Genomic DNA, 22,295 nt, shown 5'->3' with positions numbered 1-22,295 from the left:
TGTAAATGGGGGAGAAAGCAAGTTGGTCCGCAAGTTCATTTCATGCCTTTCTGAGGTCGTTTATGTCGAAGAGCCATTGGCAAACATTTTCTATTTTTGCAGCTTGCACGTTATGGAAGGCTATGCTAATATATTTGAAGAAAAAAATAGACTTGTATAACCTCAATAATATGGTTTGAGGGTTTCTACCAGGATCCGATAAATCCTGATTACAAAAGCGCGCTTTCCTTTTTTGTAATCAGGGTTTTTTTGTTTGTCTGCACCCTGTATCAAAAGTGAAAGCCATGATATAGAGAAGGGATGTTAGACATGAACTGGAGAGTTTATTTATTAGCTGTTTCTACTTTTGCGGTTGGATTAGTTGAGCTTGTGGTTGGGGGCATTTTGCCAAGTTTAGCAGAGGATCTCAATGTGTCTCTTGCGACAGCTGGGCAGCTGATCACGGTATTTGCGATTGTGTATGCTATTTCAGCACCGGTGCTACTGACCGTCACAGCCAAAATCGAACGAAAGCGTCTGTATTTAATCGCATTATTGGTCTTTACATTAGGCAATGTATTCACATATTTTAGTTCCACCTTTGCCCTTGTCATGATCTCTAGGGTCTTGATTGCCATGAGTACAGCGCTTGTTGTGGTGCTATCATTGACGATTACGGCCAAGCTGGTGGAACCGGCGCATCGAGCGAAAGCATTAGGTCTGATTTTTATTGGGATTAGCTCATCACTTGTTCTCGGTGTACCGATCGGTATTTTTATTACAGAGAGCTTTGGCTGGAGAGTGATGTTTTTAGGAATCAGTATTCTGTCAGCCATATCCATGGTACTCATTTATTTTCTATTGGAGAAAATGCCTGTTGAAAAAGTCACACCGCTTAAAGAACAAATTCGTTCTTTAGGGCATCCGAAAATTTTCAGTGCACATTTGATTAGTTTGTTCATGCTTGCTGGTCATTATATGCTGTATTCTTATTTCACGCCATTTCTGATGGAAGTTCTGCGTATGACTCCGTTTTGGATTAGTATTTGTTATTTGGTCTTCGGGCTTGCGTCGATTGGCGGGAATGGGTTTGGCGGCTGGCTGAGTGACAAACTAGGATCAGGAAAAGCCATTTTGCTTGTGACCATGGCGTTTGCCATTGTGATGTTTATCCTTCCTTATACAGCGGGAGTGTTTATGCTCTTTATGGTGATGGTTGTCCTATGGGGTGCTCTTAGCTGGGCACTGACACCTGCTTTGCAGAGCTATTTGATTCAAACAGACCCTGTGACGTCTGATATTCAGCAGAGTTTGAATACATCCGCTTTGCAAATTGGGATTTCCATTGGATCAGCCGTGGGCGGCGTCATGTTTACAATGACTGGTTCATCCGTTGACTTGGCTAAATTCGGCGCTATTTTTGTGCTGATTGCCTTTAGCTGTGCAGTGATTTCATTAAAGAGACCGCCGCTTTATATGGATCGTCAGCATCACGCTGAATAGAAGAGAATAAGATCGTTTAGCTGCCTCATCATAGGCAGCTTTTTATTTTTTGAAAACCACACCTTCACTTTTACCAGTAATGACTTCTTCTCCATGCTGATTGATATAACGGGAAAAAAGGTGGACACGATGGTATTTTTCAAGGGGTTCTACCTTGGTGACGGCCATCTGACAGGTAATGGTGTCACCTGTATAAACAGGGCGTATGAAGGTACATGTCATCTCTTGACCGATAAAATGAAACTGACCACCAAGCTTCGTGGCTAGACTTGCTGTGAGAAAACCGTGTACCATGAGCCTGCCTTGATCATCTAGCTCGGTATGATGTTTGCCAAGATCACCTGTCATCTCGCCAAATTGAATCACATCTTCATGCGTATAGGTTTTGCTTGTTTGAAATTGATCGCCTGGTCGAACCATTTGTTCTTCAGCTCCTTTTTTTAAATGTACCAAAGGAGTGAATGAATGTACATTCATTTTTGTGATGAGATGTTAGAGGCAAAGAAGAGACAGGATGCCTTTCTTTACCCTCGATAAGTCAGGAAAAATGTCATCTTCTATTCAAAAACAACCATTTCTCCAATTGGTTGAAATCCGGCACGCTGATAGATATGTTTGCCGTCATTTGAGGCTTGTAACATCACACACTTTTGTTTGTTATCTGTTTGGGTCAGAAGGTAATGAAACATGTCACTGCCAAGTCCTCTTCCGCGGTGTTCTGCCTTTGTGATGACATCATAAATACCGTAGCTGTCTGCTGTTTCAATCAATAAGCCCGTTGTGACCGGTTTGTTGAGTTCATATCCAACGAACATGCGGGTACTCGGGTGTAATCGTTCAATCGAAAAGCACTGGAAATAGCTGTTTAAAGCGATTGCCTCAGGTGATCCTTCGAAAAGTTCGATAAATAAATGTTGATAATCGAGAAAGGTTTGATCGTCAGTCACTTCCTTGATCGTAAGCGATTGAGAGGTCCTTTGATCGATGTCGTTTGTATGTTCAAGCATCATGATGGTATTGCGTTCCACTTCTTGAAGCCCATATTTCTGCATGATATTCGACCAATCGGGGTGGAGCAGGCTTTGAGTGATCCATGTGCTGAATGCTAGCTGCTGTTGCTGCATTTGTTCGATGGCAGCTTCCACTTTTTGTTGATCTTGTATGTGCGCTGAAATGGGTAATAACAAATTGAACGTGTCAGTTGATATATGCGTGTTTGATAGAACGAAATCCTCCGTTGATAGGAACGATCCGTTGACAACAGAAGTAAACAAATTTATTTTTTCTTCTAACTGGCGAATGGCCATTTGCTGCTCTGTTTTCATTCTCTCACCTTCTTTTTTTGATTGAGGGGTACCTATCATAAATAATAGCAAAGAAAAGGAAATTGTGCTGTCTCTTGTAATCTAGTAAAAAAGTTCTTTTATTTATCAGGTCTGATGACCCATTCTTTTCATCATCCCCACATTTCTTTTGACTCCTTTATTGATTATTAGTACCATTTTATTAACCAGTTAAGAGTGGAGGTTCAGATGGAAACAAACGAGCAGATTGTCTTAAAAGCGATTCAAGATTTGATTATGCATAGGGAAAAGAAACGGAACGATCCAACAGATCCACTGATTACCACGACTGATACACTCAAGCAAGATTGGACACTTACACAGCTTCATATTTTATCTATGATTCAAGCAAACCCTAACGAATCCAATAATACATTTCTTTCACAACAACTAAAACTATCAAAACCAGCTATTACAAAGGCTGTGAAAAAGCTCATCGAAAAAGGTATGGTCGACTATCGCCACCGGCAAGGTGACAAGAAATCCGTCTATTATTCACTCACAGAGGAAGGCACACAGCTTGCGGCACTGCATGATGAACTTCATGAACAGGCAGTCTCCTCCTATTTAGAATTCCTCCATGAATTTAATGAAGACGAACTACAGGTTATTGAGCGCTTCTTAAAGGCTTGGAAGGAAAAGATATAAATAACGGACCGAAAGCTTTCTATAAACTAGATGCTTTCGGTTTTTTTTATGGTAAAATTAACATATATTGACGTTATTCGTGATGATGATTGAGGAAGGGAGCCGTGTTGGTGAAAGAGATGATGGAAAATTTCAAAAAATATGTATTTATCATGCCGTTCGTCGGATTGTTTGTCAGCTTGCTATTATTTGTTTATTTTTTTGGAGTGACAGGAGTTGAAGGGTCCATGTGGGCGGCTGTTTTGTATTGTGCTCTGCCCTTTCTGATGTACACGATACTCTGTTTGCCTTTATGGATTTATTTTAAAGTCAGCAAAAAACGTTCAATACATAGAAATGAGGAACATACATGATCGTTGTCAGCGCTTGTCTTGCGGGATTAAAGGTCCGTTATAATGGCAGCCATCGATTAGATCAACGTATCGAGGAGCTTGTGCAGGAAGGAAAGGCGGTAACAGTTTGCCCTGAGCTGCTTGGCGGTTTCTCTACACCAAGACCTCCCGCAGAAATTATTGGTGGAGATGGTCATGATGTCTTACGAGGGCAGGCTTCTGTAGTTGATGTTCATGGAACAGATGTGACAGAGATGTATGTAAAAGGTGCACAAGACACGCTTAAGCAGGTTCAGACTCTTGGCGCAACATCCGTCGTGTTAAAAGAGTACAGCCCTTCTTGCGGAAGCCGGATGATCTATCGGGGAGAGTTTAACGGTAAGACAAAGGCTGGGGACGGTGTGACGTCTGCCTTGCTGAAACAGCATGGGATTCAAGTATTCTCTGAGGAGGATGATTGGACCTCGCTGTTTGTATAGGGATGGCGTGAATTGAAGGAGGAGTTAGGTTGAAGAAGTGGATCATTGGTTTAGTAGTCGTTATTTTCATCGGAATAGGTCTTTATTTTATGATCAATGCCAAAACATATGCTTTTGATGATGTGGTCTCGATTGATAAAGATAAAGTGACTTCCATTCAAATTGAGCATGATGATGAGCGCGTTGTGGTGGACAAGAAAGAGGATATTCAAAAGTTGCTGAAGAAATTTTCGGGTATTCAATTAAAGAAAATAAACGAGGCTAAAAAAGCCTCAAAAGAATCGTATTGGATCAGAGTGTACGAGAACGAAAAGCAAATGTATGGTCTGATTTTTTATGATCAAAGCTTTTTAGAGACGTATGATGGTTCTAAAACAAAAAATCGAATCAGTGAATACCAAATCGTTGATGCAAATCAAGTCGATATGGGACAATACATCAAATAAGATCATTCAGTTTATGAATGGTTTCAGCGTGTAGACAAACCCTCGCATTCTTTGTCAGTCCTGCGTGCCGGTGCTCACGAATGTGAAATTCGCTCCGCGCCAGTACTCGTCCTTCCTAGGGCTGCAAAGGTTTTCTATCACACTGAAAAGAAGACAAAGGGCTAAAATCAAGTTCATTTTAGCCCTTTGTCAACTATCTGAGATCATTCAGTCTATGAATGGTTTATCTTCATGCATGATCTTTCGCACATTCGGGTATAGTGCATGGTAAGCAAAAATGAAGCGGAGGTTTGTTTGATGAGTGGATTAACAGATACAGTCACATTAGCAAACGGAGTGAAAATGCCGAAGCTTGGCTTTGGTGTATGGCAAGTAAAAGATGGGGATGAGGCTGTAAATGCAGTCAAAGACGCACTTGAAGCGGGCTATCGCAGTATAGATACAGCAGCGGCCTATCAAAATGAAGAAGGTGTTGGCAAAGCCATTCAGCAATCAGGCATCTCTCGCGATGAGCTGTTCATTACGACAAAAGTGTGGAATAGTGATCAAGGATATGAGTCAACGCTTGAAGCCTTTGAAACGAGTATGAACAAACTAGGTCTGGATGTATTGGATCTTTATTTAATCCATTGGCCGGTTGAAGGCAAATATAAAGAAACGTGGAAGGCGCTAGAAAAGCTGTATAAGGATGGCCGCGTGAAAGCCATTGGCGTGTGTAACTTCCATCAGCATCATTTAGAAGATTTATTAGAAGAGGCAGAAGTGGTACCAATGGTCAATCAAATTGAGCTGCATCCGAAGCTGACGCAGGAGCCTTTACGTGACTACTGCAAGGCAAAAGGCATTCATGTAGAAGCATGGTCGCCATTAGGCAGCGGAAAACTTCTTAACCATCCGGTGCTTCAAGATATTGCGAAAAAACATGAGAAGTCAGTGGCGCAAGTCATTCTTCGCTGGGACTTGCAGCATGGCATTATCACCATTCCGAAATCTGTGACGAAGAGCCGAATCATCGAAAATACAAACGTATTTGATTTCGAGTTGTCCGCCCATGAAATGAGTGTCATTGATCAGCTCAATGAAGATGAGCGCACGGGTCCAGACCCAGATAACTTCGATTTTTAATATAAGAAAAGGGTAAGGTAATATGATTCCCTATAGTAGAAAGAGAAAGTACACGAAACGCAAACTGCAGCTGCAAGAGCTGATGATACTAACCAGTTCTCACATAAAGCTGGGCTTTATACAGTTTCAATAACCCCTTACACTATATGCAAAGAAAGATAAGATGTATGCAAGATGAAATTACAACTAAGCTAAAAACCCGTAAGCTAACTGTTTAGTTGGCTTACGGGTTTTTCTAAACTTATCATTTATTTTTTATTGTTCAATTGTTCTTTTAACAGTTCTATGATGGTGTCGTTTTGTTGCTCCATGTTTTTTATTCTTTTCTCGATCATAGACCCAGAAATACACACCACAATTAAAATGGCCATACCCACAAATAACAAACAAATTCCCTCCTATCACAATATGTTGAATTGTCTTGTGTCTTATTAAACTGAAATCATTCGAGTATTTTCAATATCGTACTATTATTTGAAATTACTTACTATTGATAAAATTTGTTTTGTGCCATGAGGTTACTCCTCATATTGAGTGAATTTGACGAGTGGAAGTTCGTAAACAAAAATGACGCATACTGAGTTGCATGTCTGGAGGAAAAGTGGTGAATGAAGGTTAGACCAAAACAAGTCCAGTGCAAGAAGTATTTATTTTTACAACAATCAACGGTTCCAAAACACGTTAAACAACCTAAGCCCATATCAATATAGGACTTAGGCTGCTAAGGATATTTTTAACTCTGTCTAGTTGAAATGGTTTACTTCAAGATGCCTGTGCTTTTTATTTGCCCGTATGTTCAAACCGTTTTTTGAGGCTGATAGGTCTCAATGATTTGAATGGCGTCGACAATTTGCTCTTTCTTATAGTCTCCAATCAAACAAAAGGTTTCATCTTTACGTGCAGCATGGTTTGCCACTGTATGTGCTGCTTCCTCTAGCTGAGCTGTGATGCCAAGCTCACGCATCGTTCTAGGTAATCCGAGTGTTTGATAAAGCTCAAGTAATTCTTCTACTTCCGTCATACGGTTTTCTGCAGCAAGCTGAACGAGAATGCCATAGGCCACTTTTTGTCCATGTAACACATGATGTGTTTCATCAATAAATGTTAATCCATTATGAACAGCATGGGCTCCTGCCATTCTGCCATAACGTCCTCCATAGCCGCCGACTGTTCCGGCTAACGTAATGATCGTATCTGTTACATCTGCAAAGGCTTGAGAAAGCTGACCTGTTTTTAAACTGCTAACGGCTTCTTCACTATGAGTCAGAAGAATGTCACGAACGTACACTGCCTGCTTTAATGCAGCATGTACCATGAGCGGCAAGGTGCCTTTTGTGTTACGAATAATGGCTTCCGCTTCATACCATTTTGCCAGCGTATCCCCAATTCCGCTTTGGAGATAGGAAAGAGGAGATGAAAGCAAAAAAGTATGATCAATTAACGTGAGATAGCTGGACCGCTTATGATAGTCGACCCTCATGAAATTTCCCTTGTCATCATAAATGACGCTGAGCGGTGTAGAAGCCGCACATGTCCCAGGAATCGTCGGCACCATGATCACTTCAATTTGGAGAGCGTCGGCAACAGACTTCGCTGTATCTAAAATCGTGCCCCCACCGATCCCGATGATCACGTCTGAACTCTTGAGTTCTTCCGCAATTCGTGTGATCGCATTTGGTGAACTGTAACCTTTATGCTGAACAACAGGCCACTCGGATGGAAGCTTTGTGTACTGTGAAAAGGCTTGATATGAGTCATATCCTGTCACTATAGCTGGTGACTGAAAGGGAGTAACAAATGACTCGATTTCATGATAAATCCCCTTTTGAGAAATAAACTGGTTAGGACCGCTTCTGACGATATCTTCTGGCTGGATCATTGACTTATGCTCCTTTACGAAATCATATAGTTCTTAAATCATCTCATTTTACAGAAAGTTCTGTCAAATAATCGAACAATATGAGACCATAGACCCTTCCGTTTTATGGAATTGAACTACTGACATTGCCTTAAGGTATGTATTTCCTGTATGATATAAAATGGTATGTTTTGATTAAATTTAAGAGGTGTTTATATATATGGAAAAACAATATCGTGTATTACTTTACTATCAATATGTCCCCATTGAGGATCCAGAAACATTTACAGCAGAGCATCTAGCATTCTGTAAGGAACTTGGTTTGTTAGGTCGTATTCTTGTTTCATCTGAAGGCATAAACGGAACCGTGTCTGGTACCATTGAGCAGACGGACAAGTACATGCAAGCATTGAAAGAAGATCCACGCTTTGCGTCCATGCCAATTAAAATTGACGAAGCAGATGGTCATGCGTTTAAGAAAATGCACGTCCGCCACCGAAATGAATTGGTGAATTTAAGTCTTGAAGATGATGTGAATCCGCTAGAATTAACGGGGAAACATCTCAGCCCAGTTGAATTTTACGAGCAAATGCAATCACCTGATACGGTCGTGATTGATGCACGTAATGATTATGAGTTTGATGTCGGTCACTTCAGAGGTGCTGTGCGCCCTGACATTGAGACATTCCGTGAATTACCTGAGTGGATTCGTGACAACAAAGAGATTCTTGAAGGGAAAAAAATTCTGACGTATTGCACAGGCGGCGTACGCTGTGAGAAATTCTCAGGATGGTTAAAGCGTGAAGGCTTTGAAGATGTATCCCAGCTTGACGGTGGAATTGTCACGTACGGAAAAGACCCGGAAGTTCAAGGAAAGCTTTGGGACGGTCAGTGTTATGTGTTTGATAACCGCCTAACGGTTCCAGTCAATCAAACAGAGCACGTCGTAGTAGGAAAAGATTTCTTCACTGGCGAACCTTGCGAGCGTTATGTGAACTGTGCGAACCCTGCATGTAACCGCAAAATGATTGCAACAGAAGAAAGCGAGCATAAATATATGCGCAGCTGCAGCCATGAATGCCGCACAAGCGAACGTAACCTTTATGTGAAACAACATAATTTGTCTGAAGAAGAAGTTCAAGAAAGACTAGCTGTCATTGAAAAAGAACAAGCAATCTCACAAGGATAAGAGGGTTTCCCTTTTATCCTTTTTTCTTTGAATGATACGTGTTCAGAGGGAAGAGGAAGTCATTTCCTCTTTCTTTTTTGTTTTGTTTTTTTCAAAATAAGGGTAAAGGTAGTTAATCAGTCTAATAGATTGAACAGTTGAAAAAGCGCTTTCTTTTGAAATAAGCATGTTCGACTATTTCAGAAAATGGAGAATTGAGAGATAATATAACAGGCAAAAAAATGAACAAAGATAAAAGTTCAGATCAGAAAGTATTTGCCAATGGAATGAAAGGTGAGCTGCTATAAAAGAAAGGCGCTTGCTCGACACATGCTCTGTATTTTAATCGAAAGGTGTTATGAACATGAATCATTTGCATCGTAGGATGGGAACTTTCGCTTTAATGATGGTAGGTCTTGGCTCAATCATTGGTTCAGGATGGCTCTTTGGTGCGTGGCGGGCTGCTCAAATCGCCGGCCCTGCTGCTATTTTGTCATGGTTGATCGGGATGGTTGTTATTTTATTTATCGCATTGTCTTATAGTGAACTCGGGTCGATGTTTCCAGAGGCAGGCGGAATGGTCAAATATACGCAATATTCACACGGCTCTTTTATTGGATTTATCGCCGCTTGGGCAAACTGGATCGCCATTGTATCAGTGATTCCTGTTGAGGCAGTGGCCTCCGTTCAATACATGAGCTCATGGCCTTGGGAGTGGGCAAAGTGGACAAGCCATTTGGTCACAAAAGGGGTTTTGACGACCGAGGGGCTCATGGTGGCAAGTGTGCTGCTGGTGATTTATTTTCTGCTCAATTATTGGACAGTTGGGTTGTTTTCAAAGGCGAATACATTCATTACGGTTTTTAAAATCGTCATTCCAGGATTAACAATTGGTGCGCTCTTATTCGTAGGTTTTCATAGTGAGAATTTTACTTCTGGAACAAGTATTGCGCCGAACGGCTGGGCGAGTGTGCTCACAGCTGTGGCAACATCAGGGATTGTATTTGCTTTTAATGGCTTCCAAAGCCCGATTAATATGGCAGGAGAAGCGAAAAATCCAGGGCGTTCGATTCCAATCGCCATTGTTGGATCGATTTTGATTGCAACGGTCATTTATGTGCTGCTGCAAATCGCTTTTATTGGGGCTGTCGATCCATCAATGATAGTGAATGGCTGGGGGCATTTGAATTTCAACTCGCCATTTGCTGACCTTGCCATTGCGCTAGGGATCAACTGGCTTGTCCTTATTTTATATGCAGATGCGTTCGTTTCTCCTTCTGGAACAGGGATTACGTATACGGCGACGACGTCTCGTATGATTTATGGGATGGAAAAAAACAAGTACATGCCGAGTGTACTTGGTCGTCTGCACCCAATTTATGGTGTGCCTCGTCCAGCGATGTTTTTTAACTTAGGCGTATCGTTTATCTTTCTGTTTTTGTTTAGAGGATGGGGGGTTCTCGCTGAAATTATCTCTGTGGCGACCCTGATTTCCTATTTGACAGGACCTGTGACAGTGATGACGCTGAGAAAGACGGGATTTGATTTATATCGTCCATTGCGAATTAAAGGACTCAGCATCATTGCTCCGCTTGGTTTTGTCTTTGCATCATTGACACTCTACTGGGCGAGATGGCCGCTGACGGGTCAGGTGCTCTTCATTATTCTCATCGGTCTGCCAATCTATTTTTACTATCAAGCAAAAGCGAAGTGGAAGGGCTTTGGCCGTCACTTTAAAGCAGGTGCTTGGATGGTTGTGTATTTGCTTGTGATGATGACGATTTCTTGTCTCGGCAGTGATAAATTTGGCGGGTATAACGTCATTCATTATGGCTGGGATATGGCGCTCATTGCAGTTGTGGCGTTGTTATTTTATATGTGGGCACTCAAAAGTGGATTTGAAACAGAGTTTTTAGAAGATGCGAAAAAAATTAATGATGAACTGCGTGCTTCTCAGAAAGAAGCCGCCTCATCTAAGGAATAACGGAAGGGCTGCCTGAATACTGCGGGCAGCCTTTTATTTGGATGAGTGATGCATGACATGCTGCTTTAGCCAAGTGGTAACGCCGTGTAGAACGGTGGCTGTCACAAGACAGATAAGCGCATATCTCCATAGCTGATCTAAGCCTTGTCCACTAAGCCAAAAAACAATACCTAGAATAAAGAGAGTAAGAATGAACATGAATAAAAAAGATGCTGACCAGAAAAAAGCCTTCATCGAAGGTCACCTCCTCGGGGTATTGTATGCAGGCCGGGGGAGGATCAGACCAGCAAGAAAGAAGTAAAAATATCGTGAAATCTATTTCAAAAGTCAGATAAAAACGCCAAGTGATTTGACAGTTGTGTTAAGATGAGAGCATATTTTGAGTGTAGATGGCTGGTTATAGACGGAGGTGTTTGGAGATGCAGATTCAAAAGGTTCTAAACAATAATGTCATTAGTGTGATAGATGAACAAGGAAAAGAAATCGTCGTCATGGGCAGAGGCATCGCTTTTCAAAGACGTCCCGGCGACCCGGTGGACGAGGCGTTAATTGATAAAGTGTTCCGCCTAGAAGATCATTCCGTACATGAGCGGATGAAAATGCTGCTTCAAGAGGTTCCATATGATGTCGTCAAGGTGACCGAGGAAATGATCCAATACGCACATACAAAGCTGAACCGAAGATTAAACGAAAGTCTGCATGTATCGCTGGCAGACCATATTCATTACGCCATTGAACGATTAAAGAAAAACCACTTGATTGAGAATTCGCTGATTTGGGAGATTAAACGTTTATACAAAGATGAGTTTCTCGTGGCGAAGGAATGCCTTGAGATGATTGAAGATCGTCTTCATATTGAACTGCCTGAAGATGAAGCGGGCTTTATTGCCATGCATATCATTAATGCAGAGCTCAATGAAGACATGAATACAACGGTCAATATCACAAAAGAAGTGAATGCCATACTGACCATTGTGAAATATCACTTGAACATGGAATTTGATGAAGACTCGCTCAACTTTTATCGTTTTCTCACACATTTACGCTTTTTCGTACAGCGTCTCATCAACGAAACGTTACTCGTCAGTGAAGATCAAGATTTATATCAGCTGATTAAAGTGAAATATCCGAAGGCGTACGAATGCGCAAAGAAAATCGCGGAATATGTGTATCAAACATATCATCGCGATCTAACATCAGAGGAGATGCTCTATCTATCGATTCATTTGAATCGACTCATCAAACGAGAAAAATAAAGATAGAATTTTAAAAGAAAGCGTTGACATCATAAAAAGTGAGTGGTACTATTTGCTCATAAACATAAAAGAATACGGTTTCACAATGATCGTCTTAGAGGATTGTGACTGTTCGGCAGGCAAAACCTAAACGTTCACTGAAAAAGCGCAATAGCAAGTTGCGACTATTTTTGGTGCCCGTTTAGGTTTTTATTTTGCCTAAAAACGTATTTTTTTGAAAAAAAGGGGGTTTTTGTATGAGTCATCGTCAATTAGCAGAAGACATTATCAAACATATCGGGACAGAGAAAAATGTTCATTCATTGGTTCACTGTGCCACAAGACTTCGCTTCACATTAAATGACAGATCAAAAGCAGATAAAGCGGCCATTGAAAAATTAAATGGTGTGGTGACTGTCATGGAAAGCGGCGGCCAGTTTCAGGTGGTCATTGGCAACACCGTACCAGAGGTATATCGAGAGATTGGGGAGTTTACGAATCTATTAGAGGATTCCACTTCTTCATCTGCAAGATCAAGTGAAGAAAGTACAAGTCTTTTCGGAAAATTCGTCGACATTGTTTCTGGAATTTTCACACCGCTTCTAGGTGTCATGGCGGGTGCCGGTATTTTAAAAGGACTTCTAGGCATCTGTATCAATGCAAAATGGTTATCTCCTGAAGATACGTCGTATCAAATTTTATTTGCCGCATCAGACAGCTTGTTCTACTTCCTGCCGCTGCTGCTCGCATTCACTTCTGCTAGGAAGTTTAAAGCGAATCCATTTGTCGCTGTGACGATTGCAGGTGCACTGATCTACCCGACTATTCAAGAGCTCACAAAAGGCGGCGGAGATGTGTCGTTCTTCGGTATTCCGGTTGTCTTAATGTCTTATACATCAACGGTTATCCCGATTATTTTGGCAGTGTTTGTGATGGGATATATCGAACGTTTCTTTAACAAAGTCATTCATGAAAGTGTGAAAAACTTTATTACACCACTGATTTTACTGGTCACGGTCGTTCCACTGACACTGATCGTATTTGGACCATTTGGTGTGTATGCAGGGAACGGAATTGCAGCCGTCCTGCTGAAAGTATTCTCCTTTAGCCCTACACTTGCCGGTGCTTTAATTGCGATGGCATGGCAGGTTCTTGTCATCTTCGGTATCCATTGGGGGCTTGTGCCAGTCATTTTAAATAATATTGCGGTCCATGGAAAAGATCATATTAAGCCGGCCACTGCGCCAGCTGTATTTTCACAAGCCGGTGCTTCAATCGGTGTTATGCTGAAAACAAAGAACAAAAAGCTGAAATCATTAGCTGGATCGACAGCGGTTTCTGCTGTATTTGGAATTACAGAGCCTGCTGTATACGGCGTCACACTTCGTTTGAAAAAACCATTTATTGCAGCGGTTATCTCTGCCGGTGTCGGTGGTGCCATTATTGGTTATTCACAAAGTATTGCGATCGCATCAGGTCTTCCGAGTTTACTGACACTTCCGATCTTCTATGGTCAAGGGTTTACAGGATTCTTAATCGGAATTTCCGTTTCATTTGTCCTTTCAATCGTCTTAACCTATTTGATTGGATTCAAAGATCCTGTGGATGAAGAAGATGCTCCTGCAGCTAGTTCTGCACCAGCATCTGAAAATGAACATGGTGTCAAAGCAGCTCATGTGAAAAGTCCTTTATCTGGCGAAGTCATCAAGCTAGAAGAGGTGCAAGATAAAGCCTTCTCATCTGGCGCATTAGGTAAGGGTGCAGCCATTATTCCATCAGAAGGTAAGCTGTTTGCACCAGTAACTGGGGTCGTGACAACGGTATTCCCAACAGGACATGCATACGGTCTCACCTCTGAAAGCGGAGCAGAAGTACTCATTCATATTGGACTGGATACTGTACAACTTGGGGGCCGTCATTTTACGCCGAAGGTTGAGCAGGGCCAAACCATTACAGAAGGTGAACTGCTTGCGGAGTTTGATATTGAGGCCATTCAAGCAGCAGGTCTTTCTGTCACAACACCTGTGATTATTACCAATTCCGGTGAATTTAGCGATATCATTGAGACAGAAGAAAAACAAGTGACACCAGGACAATCATTTTTACACTTAGTTTAAGAAAGGGAGGATATAATCATGAGATATTCAACACTAGCACCATTTCCAAAAGACTTTTTCTGGGGCGGATCGACTTCCGCCTATCAAGTAGAAGGTGCATGGAACGAGGATGGCAAGGGACCTTCAGTCATTGATATGAGAGAAAGCTATCCTGAAGGAACAACTGATTTTAAGGTAGCCAGCGATCACTATCATCGATATAAAGAGGACGTGAAGATGTTTGCAGAAATGGGCTTGAAAGCTTATCGTTTCTCCATTGCATGGACACGTATCATTCCAGATGGAGATGGGGAGATCAATCAAAAGGGAATTGACTTCTACCATTCTCTCATTGATGAATTGCGCCGCTATGACATTGAACCAATTGTGACGATGTATCACTTTGATCTGCCTCATGCGCTTCAAGTGAAAGGCGGCTGGTCAAATCGTTCGACAGTCGATGCGTTTGAACGTTATGCGGAGGTTTTGTTCCAGGAGTATGGCGAGAAGGTAAAATATTGGCTGACGATTAATGAACAAAACATGATGATCTTACATGGATCAGCTTTAGGTACACTGGATCCAAACTTAGAAAATCCGAAAAAAGAACTATATCAGCAGAACCACCATATGCTTGTGGCACAGGCGAAAGCCATGACGCTTTGTCATCGTTTGCTGCCTGAGGCGAAAATCGGACCAGCGCCAAACATCGCCCTTATTTACCCGGCATCTCCAAAACCCGAGGATGTCATTGCTGCGGCTAATTACAATGCGATCCGCAACTGGCTATATCTTGATATGGCGGTATTCGGTCGTTATAACAACCTTGCATGGGCATACATGAAGGAAAAAGACATTCTTCCTGTGATTGAAGAGGGAGATATGGATATTTTGAAAAGTGCAAAACCAGACTTCATTGCCTTTAACTACTACACATCTCAAACGGTTGAAGCGAGTAAAGGAGATGGCAATGATGAATTTGCCCGCGGCGGAGATCAGCATTTAAAATCTGGTGAAGATGGCGTCTACAAAGGCGGCAACAACCCGTTCTTAAGTAAAAATGCATTTGGCTGGGAGATTGACCCTACCGGTTTCCGATCAACGATGCGTGAAATTTACGACCGCTATCAGCTACCTCTTATTATTACGGAAAACGGACTAGGCGCTTTTGACAAGTTAGAAGCGGATGGATCGATTCAGGATGATTATCGAATTGATTATTTAGAAAAACATATTGAACAAATCAAATGGGCGATCACTGACGGTGTTGAGGTATTCGGGTACTGTCCGTGGTCAGCCATCGACTTAATCAGTACACACCAAGGCTGCTCAAAACGTTACGGTTTTATCTACGTCAACCGTGATGAATTTGACCTGAAAGACCTGAAGAGAATTCGGAAAAAGAGCTCTTATTGGTATGAAACATTAATCGAGCAAAATGGAGAGAACATCGGGAAGTAACAATATCACACTAAAAAACCCCTAATTTTTAGGGGTTTTTTTCTCTTCATGACTTGTAACTATATCAACTGGATGTATCAAGTTTTCATCATCATTATCCTCATCAGTGTAAGGCATAATAAGTGAATCCAACTCTTCTTTATCATTGACTAAAGCAACGTAAGTTGTATAATCCTCTAAATCTGATGGAAACAATTCAGCTTGACCAACATTACTTTTCAATGCTTGGTCAATAGCACTCTTTAATTCAATTAAACCCTCACGATTACCAATAATATAAGAATCCATATGCCAACTTTTTTGAGCATATATATGACAAATCTTATCTCTATCTTTCATTCTCTCATTACACCCTTCCTGAAGAATTTAATTGATTATGTGCCAACACGCCAACCACATAAAACGTCAAACGTCTCTTTGGCTTTTATGGCGTCTAACAGCTTTTTATCTCTTTCAAGAAGACTGCTTTGTATGTATTCTTGCTGTTATTTTAACTTGCTGGAGTTTATAAATCACATCTTACTCTCTACTATCATTATACCCCGAATTTCATCTCATTTATAGACTGTTTTCCGTCCGCATCAGCCCGTATACTGTTATACGCAAGTCAAAAACGATAAGGGATGTGGCTGTATGAATGACAAGAAAGATGTTTTAGATCCTGGGCCGTTTTTTCATGGGACGAAAGCGGAATTGAAGATTGGGGACCTGCTTGAACCGTTGCATTTATCCAACTATCAGGATAAACAATCGAACCACATCTATTTTACTGGAACATTAAACGCAGCCAAATGGGGAGCTGAATTAGCCCGGTCTGATGCAAAAGAGAGAATTTATGTTGTAGAACCGACAGGCGAGTTTGAAGATGATCCGAATTTGACGGATCAAAAGTTTCCAGGGAATTCGACCCGTTCCTATCGATCGAAATTCCCTTTGAAAATTGTCGCAGAATTAGGCGCTTGGGAAAGACATTCCGATGAAGAAATCAACCATATGCTGACGTCGTTAAAAAAGTTAAGGGAAGAAGGAAAAAATGTCATATATGATTGATTCGTATGTGAGGAATAGATGAATAAAAGGCCGCCCGATCTCACTTGGGCGGCCTTTTGTGCTATTGAAATAGGACATGCATTAGCTCATCAAATGTCCTTGCATGCGTCAAGGATTGAAGGCGGTCAGGACTGTCTAATAAATCGACAGCTTGTTCAAAAAATTGATTCATGCAGGCAGCGTCATCTTTCTGAATAGCTAACAAGAAAATCAGAGATACTTGATCGCCCTGCCAATCAATTGGCTGTTTCAATCGTGCAATTGCCACGCAGGAGGTGCCTTCATTTGTGATGAGCGGGTGAGGCATCGCAATCCCCTTGCCAAGATAAGTAGATGACATTTCCTCCCGCTCCAGCACGGAGGAACGAAAAGAAGATGAAACAAGCTGATGCGCCTCCAACCGGCTGCAAAGCGTATCTAATACCTCTTCTTTGCTTGAAAGGTTCACATCCAACAAGGTCAATCGTTCTTGGAAAAAAGCCATCAGCTCCTGCGAAGGGGCACCGTGTCCGTTTAACAGGTGAATGACCTCACTCACACGCTGGACATCATGATGTTCAAAAAAAGCATTCACTTGAATGATTGGTTTCCCCTTTGGTGCGAGAGGTACGGTTGTAATAATCACATCACATGGCAAAGTCGTGCTAAAAGCGTAATCCTGATAAGAATAAAGCTCAACAATCTCAAGCTCATGTTGAAAGGCCGCCTTCAATTTAATTTCAAGTAGCCGTGCCGTTCCTAGTCCAGATCCGCATACAATAATGGCCCTCTTTTTTTGCGAGGTGTCAAGATGGCTTCTTTCAAATGAAGCAGCAATATGTAAGGCAACATATGCCGCTTCATCTTCATTTGGCGTCCGTACCAGCTGTAAGGCATTGAGTCCGCTGACGGCCAAATCAAACGGATAAGGGTAAGATGTTTTGATCTCATGCAAAAGCGGATTTTGTAAAGACACGCCGTATTGAATTCGATTTAATAATGGCTTCATATGCAGCATCAAATCTTGACGCAGGATATCGTCATCTACAAAACGATGACCGCTTGTTTTTTCAATGTGCTGGAGAAATCGTGTCACCGCCTGACGTACTTCTTCTGTCGTTTGGTGCTCATCAATTTCTTTCCACGTTTGATTCGCTAAGAGATGCATCACCAAGTAATCTGTTTCATCCTCTGATAAGGTGACATGAAACGTGTCGCTTATTTGATGCGTGATCTTTTGAGCGATTCTTGTTAACACTGGCGGTCTTTGTGTGTGAGTAGTACTGGTGGGTATCCGCTGTTTTTTTTGCGTTTGTTGAATGGCAATCGCTAAGTGAATCACTAAATTCTTTAGGGCAATATCTTTAATGAGCAGTGATTCTTGATATAGATTTGTCAGCACAATGGATCGAATGGTTTCAAGTGAAATGTCAGGGAAATGAAGCTGTTCCCGCTCAGTTATATGAGATAGGGCGGGTTCTTCTTCAAGCAGTAAGTCTGCGTAGCACGTCCTTTTTTGCAATTCGTCTCCGTCTACTTTTAAGCCAAATCCAGGCTTTGAGACAAGGGTCATACCGTAACGGGCTAACAGCTCCCGTCCTTTTTTTAAATCACTGCTGACCGTCATACGGCTGATGAACAATTCTTCTGCTAATTGATCAATTTTTAAGTAGTCTGATTGAAGCAATAGTTTTCTCATCATAAATCGTATGCGCTCTTCTGGCATGACGGGTACGAGAGAGCGGGCAGGAAGCTTTTGCTGATGAAGCCAAAGCAGGAAAGCGTCTTGGTCACTTGTTAAGAGAGTATATCCTTTCCCGCGGATGGTCTTGATCATAGCTCCAGCTTGTGTTAACAGCTCGTTTGCTTCTTTGATTAAATTGCGGATGGAGCGGTCAGATAAGCGAAAAGAGGCAGTGAGCTCCTCCAGCTTCACGAACCCTTTCGTTTCAAATAGCCGCTGAATGAGCTGGTAGGTTCGAGTATCTGCCGTCATCATCATTGCGCCGCTCCTTGTTCCTTTAAGGCATCAGCTCCAAGGGCGATGGCTCCCATTAAACCAGATAATCCGTCAAAGGAAGGCTTTGTGACAATTTCATTTAATGGCTTTGGTAATTGTAAGTAACCATGAAGCCGCTTGTCTGTTTCTTCAAGGATGAGCGGCAGCAAAGCCGGCTGTTTCATGACACCTCCACCCAAAATAATGCGTTCTGGTGAAAGGGTGAGTAATAAATTTGCAGTCATTTGCCCGAGATAATAAGCTTGAAGTGACCAGGCAGGGTGCTCCTCTGGCAGCATTTGTGCCAATGTATGATATCGGCTTTCTATGGCAGGTCCAGATGCTAGTCCCTCTAAACAATCATGGTGGATAGGGCAGCAGCCCCCATAGGTGTCATGAGGGTGGCGCTGAACGGTGATATGTCCCATTTCTGGATGAAGCAGTCCGTGAATGAGGCGGTTTTCAATATAGGCACCGCCGCCGATTCCCGTCCCAACCGTGATGTAGACCAAGGAATTTGGTCTGTCTGTGTCAGTTGAAAAACGAGCTTCACCGAGCGCCGCACAGTTCACATCCGTATCAAGCTTCATAGGGAGACCGAGTGCTTGTTTTAAGGTTGAGAGTAATGGAAATTGGCGCCAAGCTGTTTTGGGTGTTTCGAGAATCGTTCCATAGCTGGGGCTGTGCTCTTTTACATCGACAGGCCCGAATGCGCCTATGCCAATCGCATCGACTGGATGTTCTGTAAAGTATTCGATCACTTGCCGGCATGTTTCTTCTGGGTTCCCTGTTGCAAAGGAAGTCATATGTTCAATCGTTCCGTCTGTTGTTCCGTAGCCGCAGACAAATTTTGTACCGCCTGCTTCGATGCCTCCAATTCGCATGATCAATGCCCTCCATTAAAGAGGGGCGGAATCCAAATGGATCCCGCCCCTACATGTTCATTTTTTCTTTACAATGTAGGTTTGTACCTGACAAGGTGTGAGCGGTTCAATGTGTAATGATCCATGTTGTGCTTTCAGTATATGTCCTTCAGGTGTTTCGCCTAAATTCGCTGTTTCTCCATGTTGTAGAGATGAACTATTGATTGAAGCGGCTGTTTGACGTGTTAAATATGGATTGAAGAGACGAATGACAATGCCTGTTCCATGCTCTTCTTTTTTCAAAGCGCTTAGAACGGCCCCGTCTGTTTCAATGTCAAGCAGGCTATAAGTAGATTGTAAGTCTTCTTTTTCATCTCGGAAAGAGAAAATTAAACGACCGTTTAAAAAGTCTGCCCGCTCGTAGCACTGAACCGGGGTGGTGTAACGTTTAGCAAGCTGAGCCAAGTGTCCTTCATTCACCGCTTCTTGGCTATAGTGCATGCCAAAGGAGAATGATAGCGATCCTTGAAGCTGGGCGTCAGGTGTTTCCACGATTTTTTCTCCAGAAGCCCGGCCGGGACGGTAAAGAAGGTTTTCTTTCCCCATTTTTCCGAAACAGCGGAAGAGTGTGTAAGCAATGGTTGTGTAGTCTTCGCCTGTGATTTGGTATTCTCTGACGCAGTCCGTCAAAAGAGAGACACCATATGCTTCATCGCGAAGTGCAACAAATGATTGCATTGGTTCAATGGTAATCGGTTTTTCTTCCCAATGTTCATTGTTCCACCATTCTAGCTCTTGCGTCAGCTCCGTTGGACGTTCGATGGTGCCAAACTGTTGATCGCTGAGTGATACGTTTGATGCAATACCTGTATCAAAGAGTACCCGTAGACGGTGGTCTAGCGCATGGTTGTCAACATTTACATGAAAACGGATGACCGCTTCATCTTTATTTAAAGCCACCTTCGCTGTGATCGGGAGGGAAGTCGTCACCTTTTGCTCCGAACGTTCCTCTAAATCATATGGGACAGTCAATTGAAGCTTGATGATGAGCTCTTCCTGTAAACTGCTTTTAGATACGGCGATGTCAGCTGATGAGATATCTTTAGATGATACATAAAGATCCTCACGCGGTGGTGAATAGTTATAAGAATCCCCATCATCTCCGTTGTCTTCAAAGATCATTTGCTCAGAGAAAGTTCGTCCGGTCTGTTTATCCGTAATTTCTAATGACCCATTGTCATTTGCTGCAATGCGGTAAAACGTATTTTCAATGACACGACCTTCTGTTTTTTCCAAAATGGATTCACTAAATTCATCGAAAACCATGCTGACTTGTGTATAACCAACGGATGGCAAGTCGACTGCTTCAATGAGTAAAACAGCTTTCCAGACTTGCTTTGGCATGTACACCTCTTTGCTTGGGTTAAGTGAAATCTGCTGTGCTAAGACATAATCTGTCACATCGGTTTTGCTTTTGACTGTGTAGTGAAGAGTTCGTCCATCAGCGTCTTTTAGCGTAAATGGACGTTCTGTGATAAAGGTTTCGACTTCAATGACTTCAGAGCGCTTTGAAGGCAGTGTGTTAAATAAAGTGAACGTGATTTCTTGCTCAGTTTGCAGCCGGATGGCGATGAGACGCATGTGTAAGTCCACCAGATTCTCGGCGATTTCTTTTGCCTGCTTGTAGCGGAAGAAAACGTCTTGATTCGTCGTATCACTGTTACAGCCGCCAATGCTGTCATGCGCTGCATTTTCAAACATGAGGTACCAAATATCACGCACCGTGTCATGCGGATAGTCATGTCCGAGTGAATAACTGATTGTAAGGATCGGCTCCATCACATTGACAAGATAGTTTTCAATTTGGTTGTTTAAGATTTTCAAATCTGCTCTTGTTGAAAAAATGGACTTATGAATTCGCATATGCTTGGCATGAATGAGTTCTCCTTCTAATGTCTCAAAAGAAGTCCGCTCTTTTTTCACTGCTGCAATGTAGTCTTCTAAACTGCTGATTTGATAGTTATGCTCGTCTATTTCATTGGCTTTTTCTAATAAGTCAGGCAGGTTTTTACGAATAGGCGCCTGGTCAAAGCCATTTGGGAAATAGACATTCTTTGTCGTGGCTTTTGCTTGCAGCGCCCCGATTTTTTCAGAAAGAAAGGCTTGCAGGTCTTCATCCTTTTCAGGAATATTTCCTCCGTAGTAGTAGCCAAATGGCAGATTCACTGCAAACACTTCACTGCCATCCGCCCCGCGCCAATTAAATTCTGTGTGATTCGTCATATGATCAGAAACGCCGCGCCAAAAGGCTGTGTCGACAATTCCAAAGCCTTGATAAATTTGAGGCATTTGTGCAGATTGACCGAAGGAATCAGGGACATAACCGACCTTCATGACATGTCCAAACTGCTGACAGCGCTCAATCCCATATTGCAGATTCCGTACAATCGATTCCCCAGAAATCACGAGCTGATCAGTTTGTGTATACCACGGACCGATGATGAGGCGTTTTGCTGTGACGAGATGTTTAATTCGATCCTCATCCTTTGGGCGCCATTTCAAGTAATCATCTAGCAAGGATGCTTGTGCATCGAGCATGAAGTAATGGAATCGTTCATCTGTTTCGAGGGTGTCCAATATGTCCATTACGCTTTTCATTAAGTAGATACGGGAACGGGAGGTGGTAAAATACCATTCCCGGTCCCAGTGAGTATGTGGAATCACATGTACATTGACAGTCATTGTGT

General features: G+C 42.3%; 21 protein-coding genes and 1 riboswitch. Of the genes, 12 read left to right on the top strand and 9 right to left on the bottom strand.

The window, feature by feature from the left end; translation table 11 throughout:
• Nucleotides 1–132 precede the first annotated feature (132 nt).
• Nucleotides 133–232, top strand: a riboswitch (purine riboswitch).
• A 77-nt stretch (nucleotides 233–309) separates the two neighbouring features.
• Entirely contained in the window at nucleotides 310–1,482 is a 1,173-nt protein-coding gene (locus LCD32_RS04685) for an MFS transporter (protein ID WP_060780715.1), read from the top strand.
• Nucleotides 1,483–1,524: 42 nt separating this feature from the next.
• Here LCD32_RS04685 and LCD32_RS04680 read toward each other — a convergent pair whose 3' ends face one another.
• Both LCD32_RS04680 and LCD32_RS04675 read right to left on the bottom strand, forming a co-directional pair.
• Nucleotides 1,525–1,902, bottom strand: a complete 378-nt coding sequence (locus LCD32_RS04680) for a hotdog domain-containing protein (RefSeq protein WP_008343876.1) — start codon at nucleotides 1,900–1,902, stop codon at nucleotides 1,525–1,527.
• 137 nt (nucleotides 1,903–2,039) lie between these two features.
• Nucleotides 2,040–2,807, bottom strand: a complete 768-nt coding sequence (locus LCD32_RS04675; protein WP_060780716.1) for a GNAT family N-acetyltransferase — start codon at nucleotides 2,805–2,807, stop codon at nucleotides 2,040–2,042.
• Nucleotides 2,808–3,014: 207 nt separating this feature from the next.
• Here LCD32_RS04675 and LCD32_RS04670 point away from each other — a divergent pair, with 207 nt between their 5' ends.
• The 4 genes from LCD32_RS04670 (at nucleotide 3,015) to LCD32_RS04655 (ending at nucleotide 5,855) form a co-directional block, all read left to right on the top strand.
• Nucleotides 3,015–3,473 (top strand): MarR family transcriptional regulator, encoded by a 459-nt coding sequence (locus LCD32_RS04670; RefSeq protein ID WP_017366520.1) that lies wholly within the window; start codon nucleotides 3,015–3,017, stop codon nucleotides 3,471–3,473.
• Between the two features lie 349 nt (nucleotides 3,474–3,822).
• Nucleotides 3,823–4,284, top strand: a complete 462-nt coding sequence (locus LCD32_RS04665; protein ID WP_045034650.1) for a DUF523 domain-containing protein — start codon at nucleotides 3,823–3,825, stop codon at nucleotides 4,282–4,284.
• A gap of 29 nt (nucleotides 4,285–4,313) precedes the next feature.
• Entirely contained in the window at nucleotides 4,314–4,730 is a 417-nt protein-coding gene (locus LCD32_RS04660) for a hypothetical protein (RefSeq protein WP_048001347.1), read from the top strand.
• A gap of 297 nt (nucleotides 4,731–5,027) precedes the next feature.
• Nucleotides 5,028–5,855 (top strand): aldo/keto reductase, encoded by an 828-nt coding sequence (locus LCD32_RS04655; protein WP_017358734.1) that lies wholly within the window; start codon nucleotides 5,028–5,030, stop codon nucleotides 5,853–5,855.
• 248 nt (nucleotides 5,856–6,103) lie between these two features.
• Here the strand turns inward: LCD32_RS04655 and LCD32_RS04650 are convergent, their stop codons facing one another.
• On the bottom strand, nucleotides 6,104–6,241 hold the full coding sequence (locus tag LCD32_RS04650; RefSeq protein ID WP_156409652.1) for a hypothetical protein: 138 nt from the start codon (nucleotides 6,239–6,241) through the stop codon (nucleotides 6,104–6,106).
• A gap of 259 nt (nucleotides 6,242–6,500) precedes the next feature.
• Between LCD32_RS04650 and LCD32_RS19335 the strand changes: the two genes are divergently transcribed.
• Nucleotides 6,501–6,572 carry an IS3 family transposase gene (locus LCD32_RS19335; protein WP_349926096.1) on the top strand — a complete coding sequence of 24 codons (72 nt, stop codon included), beginning with the start codon at nucleotides 6,501–6,503 and terminating at the stop codon, nucleotides 6,570–6,572.
• Between the two features lie 79 nt (nucleotides 6,573–6,651).
• Here the strand turns inward: LCD32_RS19335 and LCD32_RS04645 are convergent, their stop codons facing one another.
• Nucleotides 6,652–7,734 (bottom strand): iron-containing alcohol dehydrogenase family protein, encoded by a 1,083-nt coding sequence (locus tag LCD32_RS04645; RefSeq protein ID WP_060780717.1) that lies wholly within the window; start codon nucleotides 7,732–7,734, stop codon nucleotides 6,652–6,654.
• A gap of 199 nt (nucleotides 7,735–7,933) precedes the next feature.
• Here LCD32_RS04645 and LCD32_RS04640 point away from each other — a divergent pair, with 199 nt between their 5' ends.
• Together LCD32_RS04640 and LCD32_RS04635 are read left to right on the top strand one after the other, a co-directional pair.
• Nucleotides 7,934–8,902 (top strand): rhodanese-related sulfurtransferase, encoded by a 969-nt coding sequence (locus LCD32_RS04640; protein WP_007498459.1) that lies wholly within the window; start codon nucleotides 7,934–7,936, stop codon nucleotides 8,900–8,902.
• 343 nt (nucleotides 8,903–9,245) lie between these two features.
• Nucleotides 9,246–10,865, top strand: a complete 1,620-nt coding sequence (locus LCD32_RS04635) for an APC family permease (protein ID WP_060780718.1) — start codon at nucleotides 9,246–9,248, stop codon at nucleotides 10,863–10,865.
• 33 nt (nucleotides 10,866–10,898) lie between these two features.
• On the opposite strand, the gene LCD32_RS04630 is transcribed toward LCD32_RS04635, so the two are convergent.
• Nucleotides 10,899–11,099: a hypothetical protein gene (locus LCD32_RS04630; protein WP_024719046.1), complete on the bottom strand. Its 201-nt coding sequence runs from the start codon at nucleotides 11,097–11,099 to the stop codon at nucleotides 10,899–10,901.
• Nucleotides 11,100–11,284: 185 nt separating this feature from the next.
• Here LCD32_RS04630 and licT point away from each other — a divergent pair, with 185 nt between their 5' ends.
• The 3 genes from licT to LCD32_RS04615 all read left to right on the top strand — a co-directional run bounded on the left by licT (nucleotide 11,285) and on the right by LCD32_RS04615 (nucleotide 15,657).
• On the top strand, nucleotides 11,285–12,121 hold the full coding sequence (licT, locus tag LCD32_RS04625) for a BglG family transcription antiterminator LicT (protein ID WP_008343858.1): 837 nt from the start codon (nucleotides 11,285–11,287) through the stop codon (nucleotides 12,119–12,121).
• Nucleotides 12,122–12,357: 236 nt separating this feature from the next.
• The gene (locus LCD32_RS04620) at nucleotides 12,358–14,217 is read left to right on the top strand and encodes a beta-glucoside-specific PTS transporter subunit IIABC (RefSeq protein WP_008343857.1); all 1,860 of its coding nucleotides are present in this window, start codon (nucleotides 12,358–12,360) and stop codon (nucleotides 14,215–14,217) included.
• An 18-nt stretch (nucleotides 14,218–14,235) separates the two neighbouring features.
• A complete protein-coding gene (locus tag LCD32_RS04615; protein WP_008343856.1) occupies nucleotides 14,236–15,657 on the top strand; it encodes a glycoside hydrolase family 1 protein in 1,422 nt (473 codons plus the stop codon).
• Nucleotides 15,658–15,678: 21 nt separating this feature from the next.
• Here the strand turns inward: LCD32_RS04615 and LCD32_RS04610 are convergent, their stop codons facing one another.
• Nucleotides 15,679–15,996, bottom strand: coding sequence for a hypothetical protein (locus LCD32_RS04610; RefSeq protein ID WP_052320704.1), 318 nt, complete (start codon nucleotides 15,994–15,996; stop codon nucleotides 15,679–15,681).
• A 294-nt stretch (nucleotides 15,997–16,290) separates the two neighbouring features.
• Here LCD32_RS04610 and arr point away from each other — a divergent pair, with 294 nt between their 5' ends.
• Entirely contained in the window at nucleotides 16,291–16,707 is a 417-nt protein-coding gene (gene arr / locus LCD32_RS04605) for an NAD(+)--rifampin ADP-ribosyltransferase (RefSeq protein WP_224562931.1), read from the top strand.
• Between the two features lie 61 nt (nucleotides 16,708–16,768).
• Here arr and LCD32_RS04600 read toward each other — a convergent pair whose 3' ends face one another.
• The 3 genes from LCD32_RS04600 to mngB are packed head-to-tail and all read right to left on the bottom strand — an operon-like array spanning nucleotide 16,769 to nucleotide 22,290.
• A complete protein-coding gene (locus tag LCD32_RS04600; protein WP_144716629.1) occupies nucleotides 16,769–18,688 on the bottom strand; it encodes a BglG family transcription antiterminator in 1,920 nt (639 codons plus the stop codon).
• Nucleotides 18,685–19,569, bottom strand: coding sequence for an ROK family protein (locus LCD32_RS04595; protein ID WP_039963244.1), 885 nt, complete (start codon nucleotides 19,567–19,569; stop codon nucleotides 18,685–18,687). The genes LCD32_RS04600 and LCD32_RS04595 overlap by 4 nt, the downstream gene beginning before the upstream one ends.
• A gap of 57 nt (nucleotides 19,570–19,626) precedes the next feature.
• Entirely contained in the window at nucleotides 19,627–22,290 is a 2,664-nt protein-coding gene (gene mngB / locus LCD32_RS04590; protein WP_224562914.1) for a mannosylglycerate hydrolase, read from the bottom strand.
• Nucleotides 22,291–22,295 lie beyond the last annotated feature (5 nt).

The sequence above is a fragment of the Bacillus sp. RSS_NA_20 genome (genome assembly GCF_020165915.1).
In the GTDB taxonomy this organism is placed as follows: Bacteria; Bacillota; Bacilli; order Bacillales; family Bacillaceae; genus Bacillus; species Bacillus altitudinis.
The sequence above is the reverse complement of the archived record's forward strand: the minus strand, read 5'-3'. Positions and strand labels throughout refer to the sequence as shown.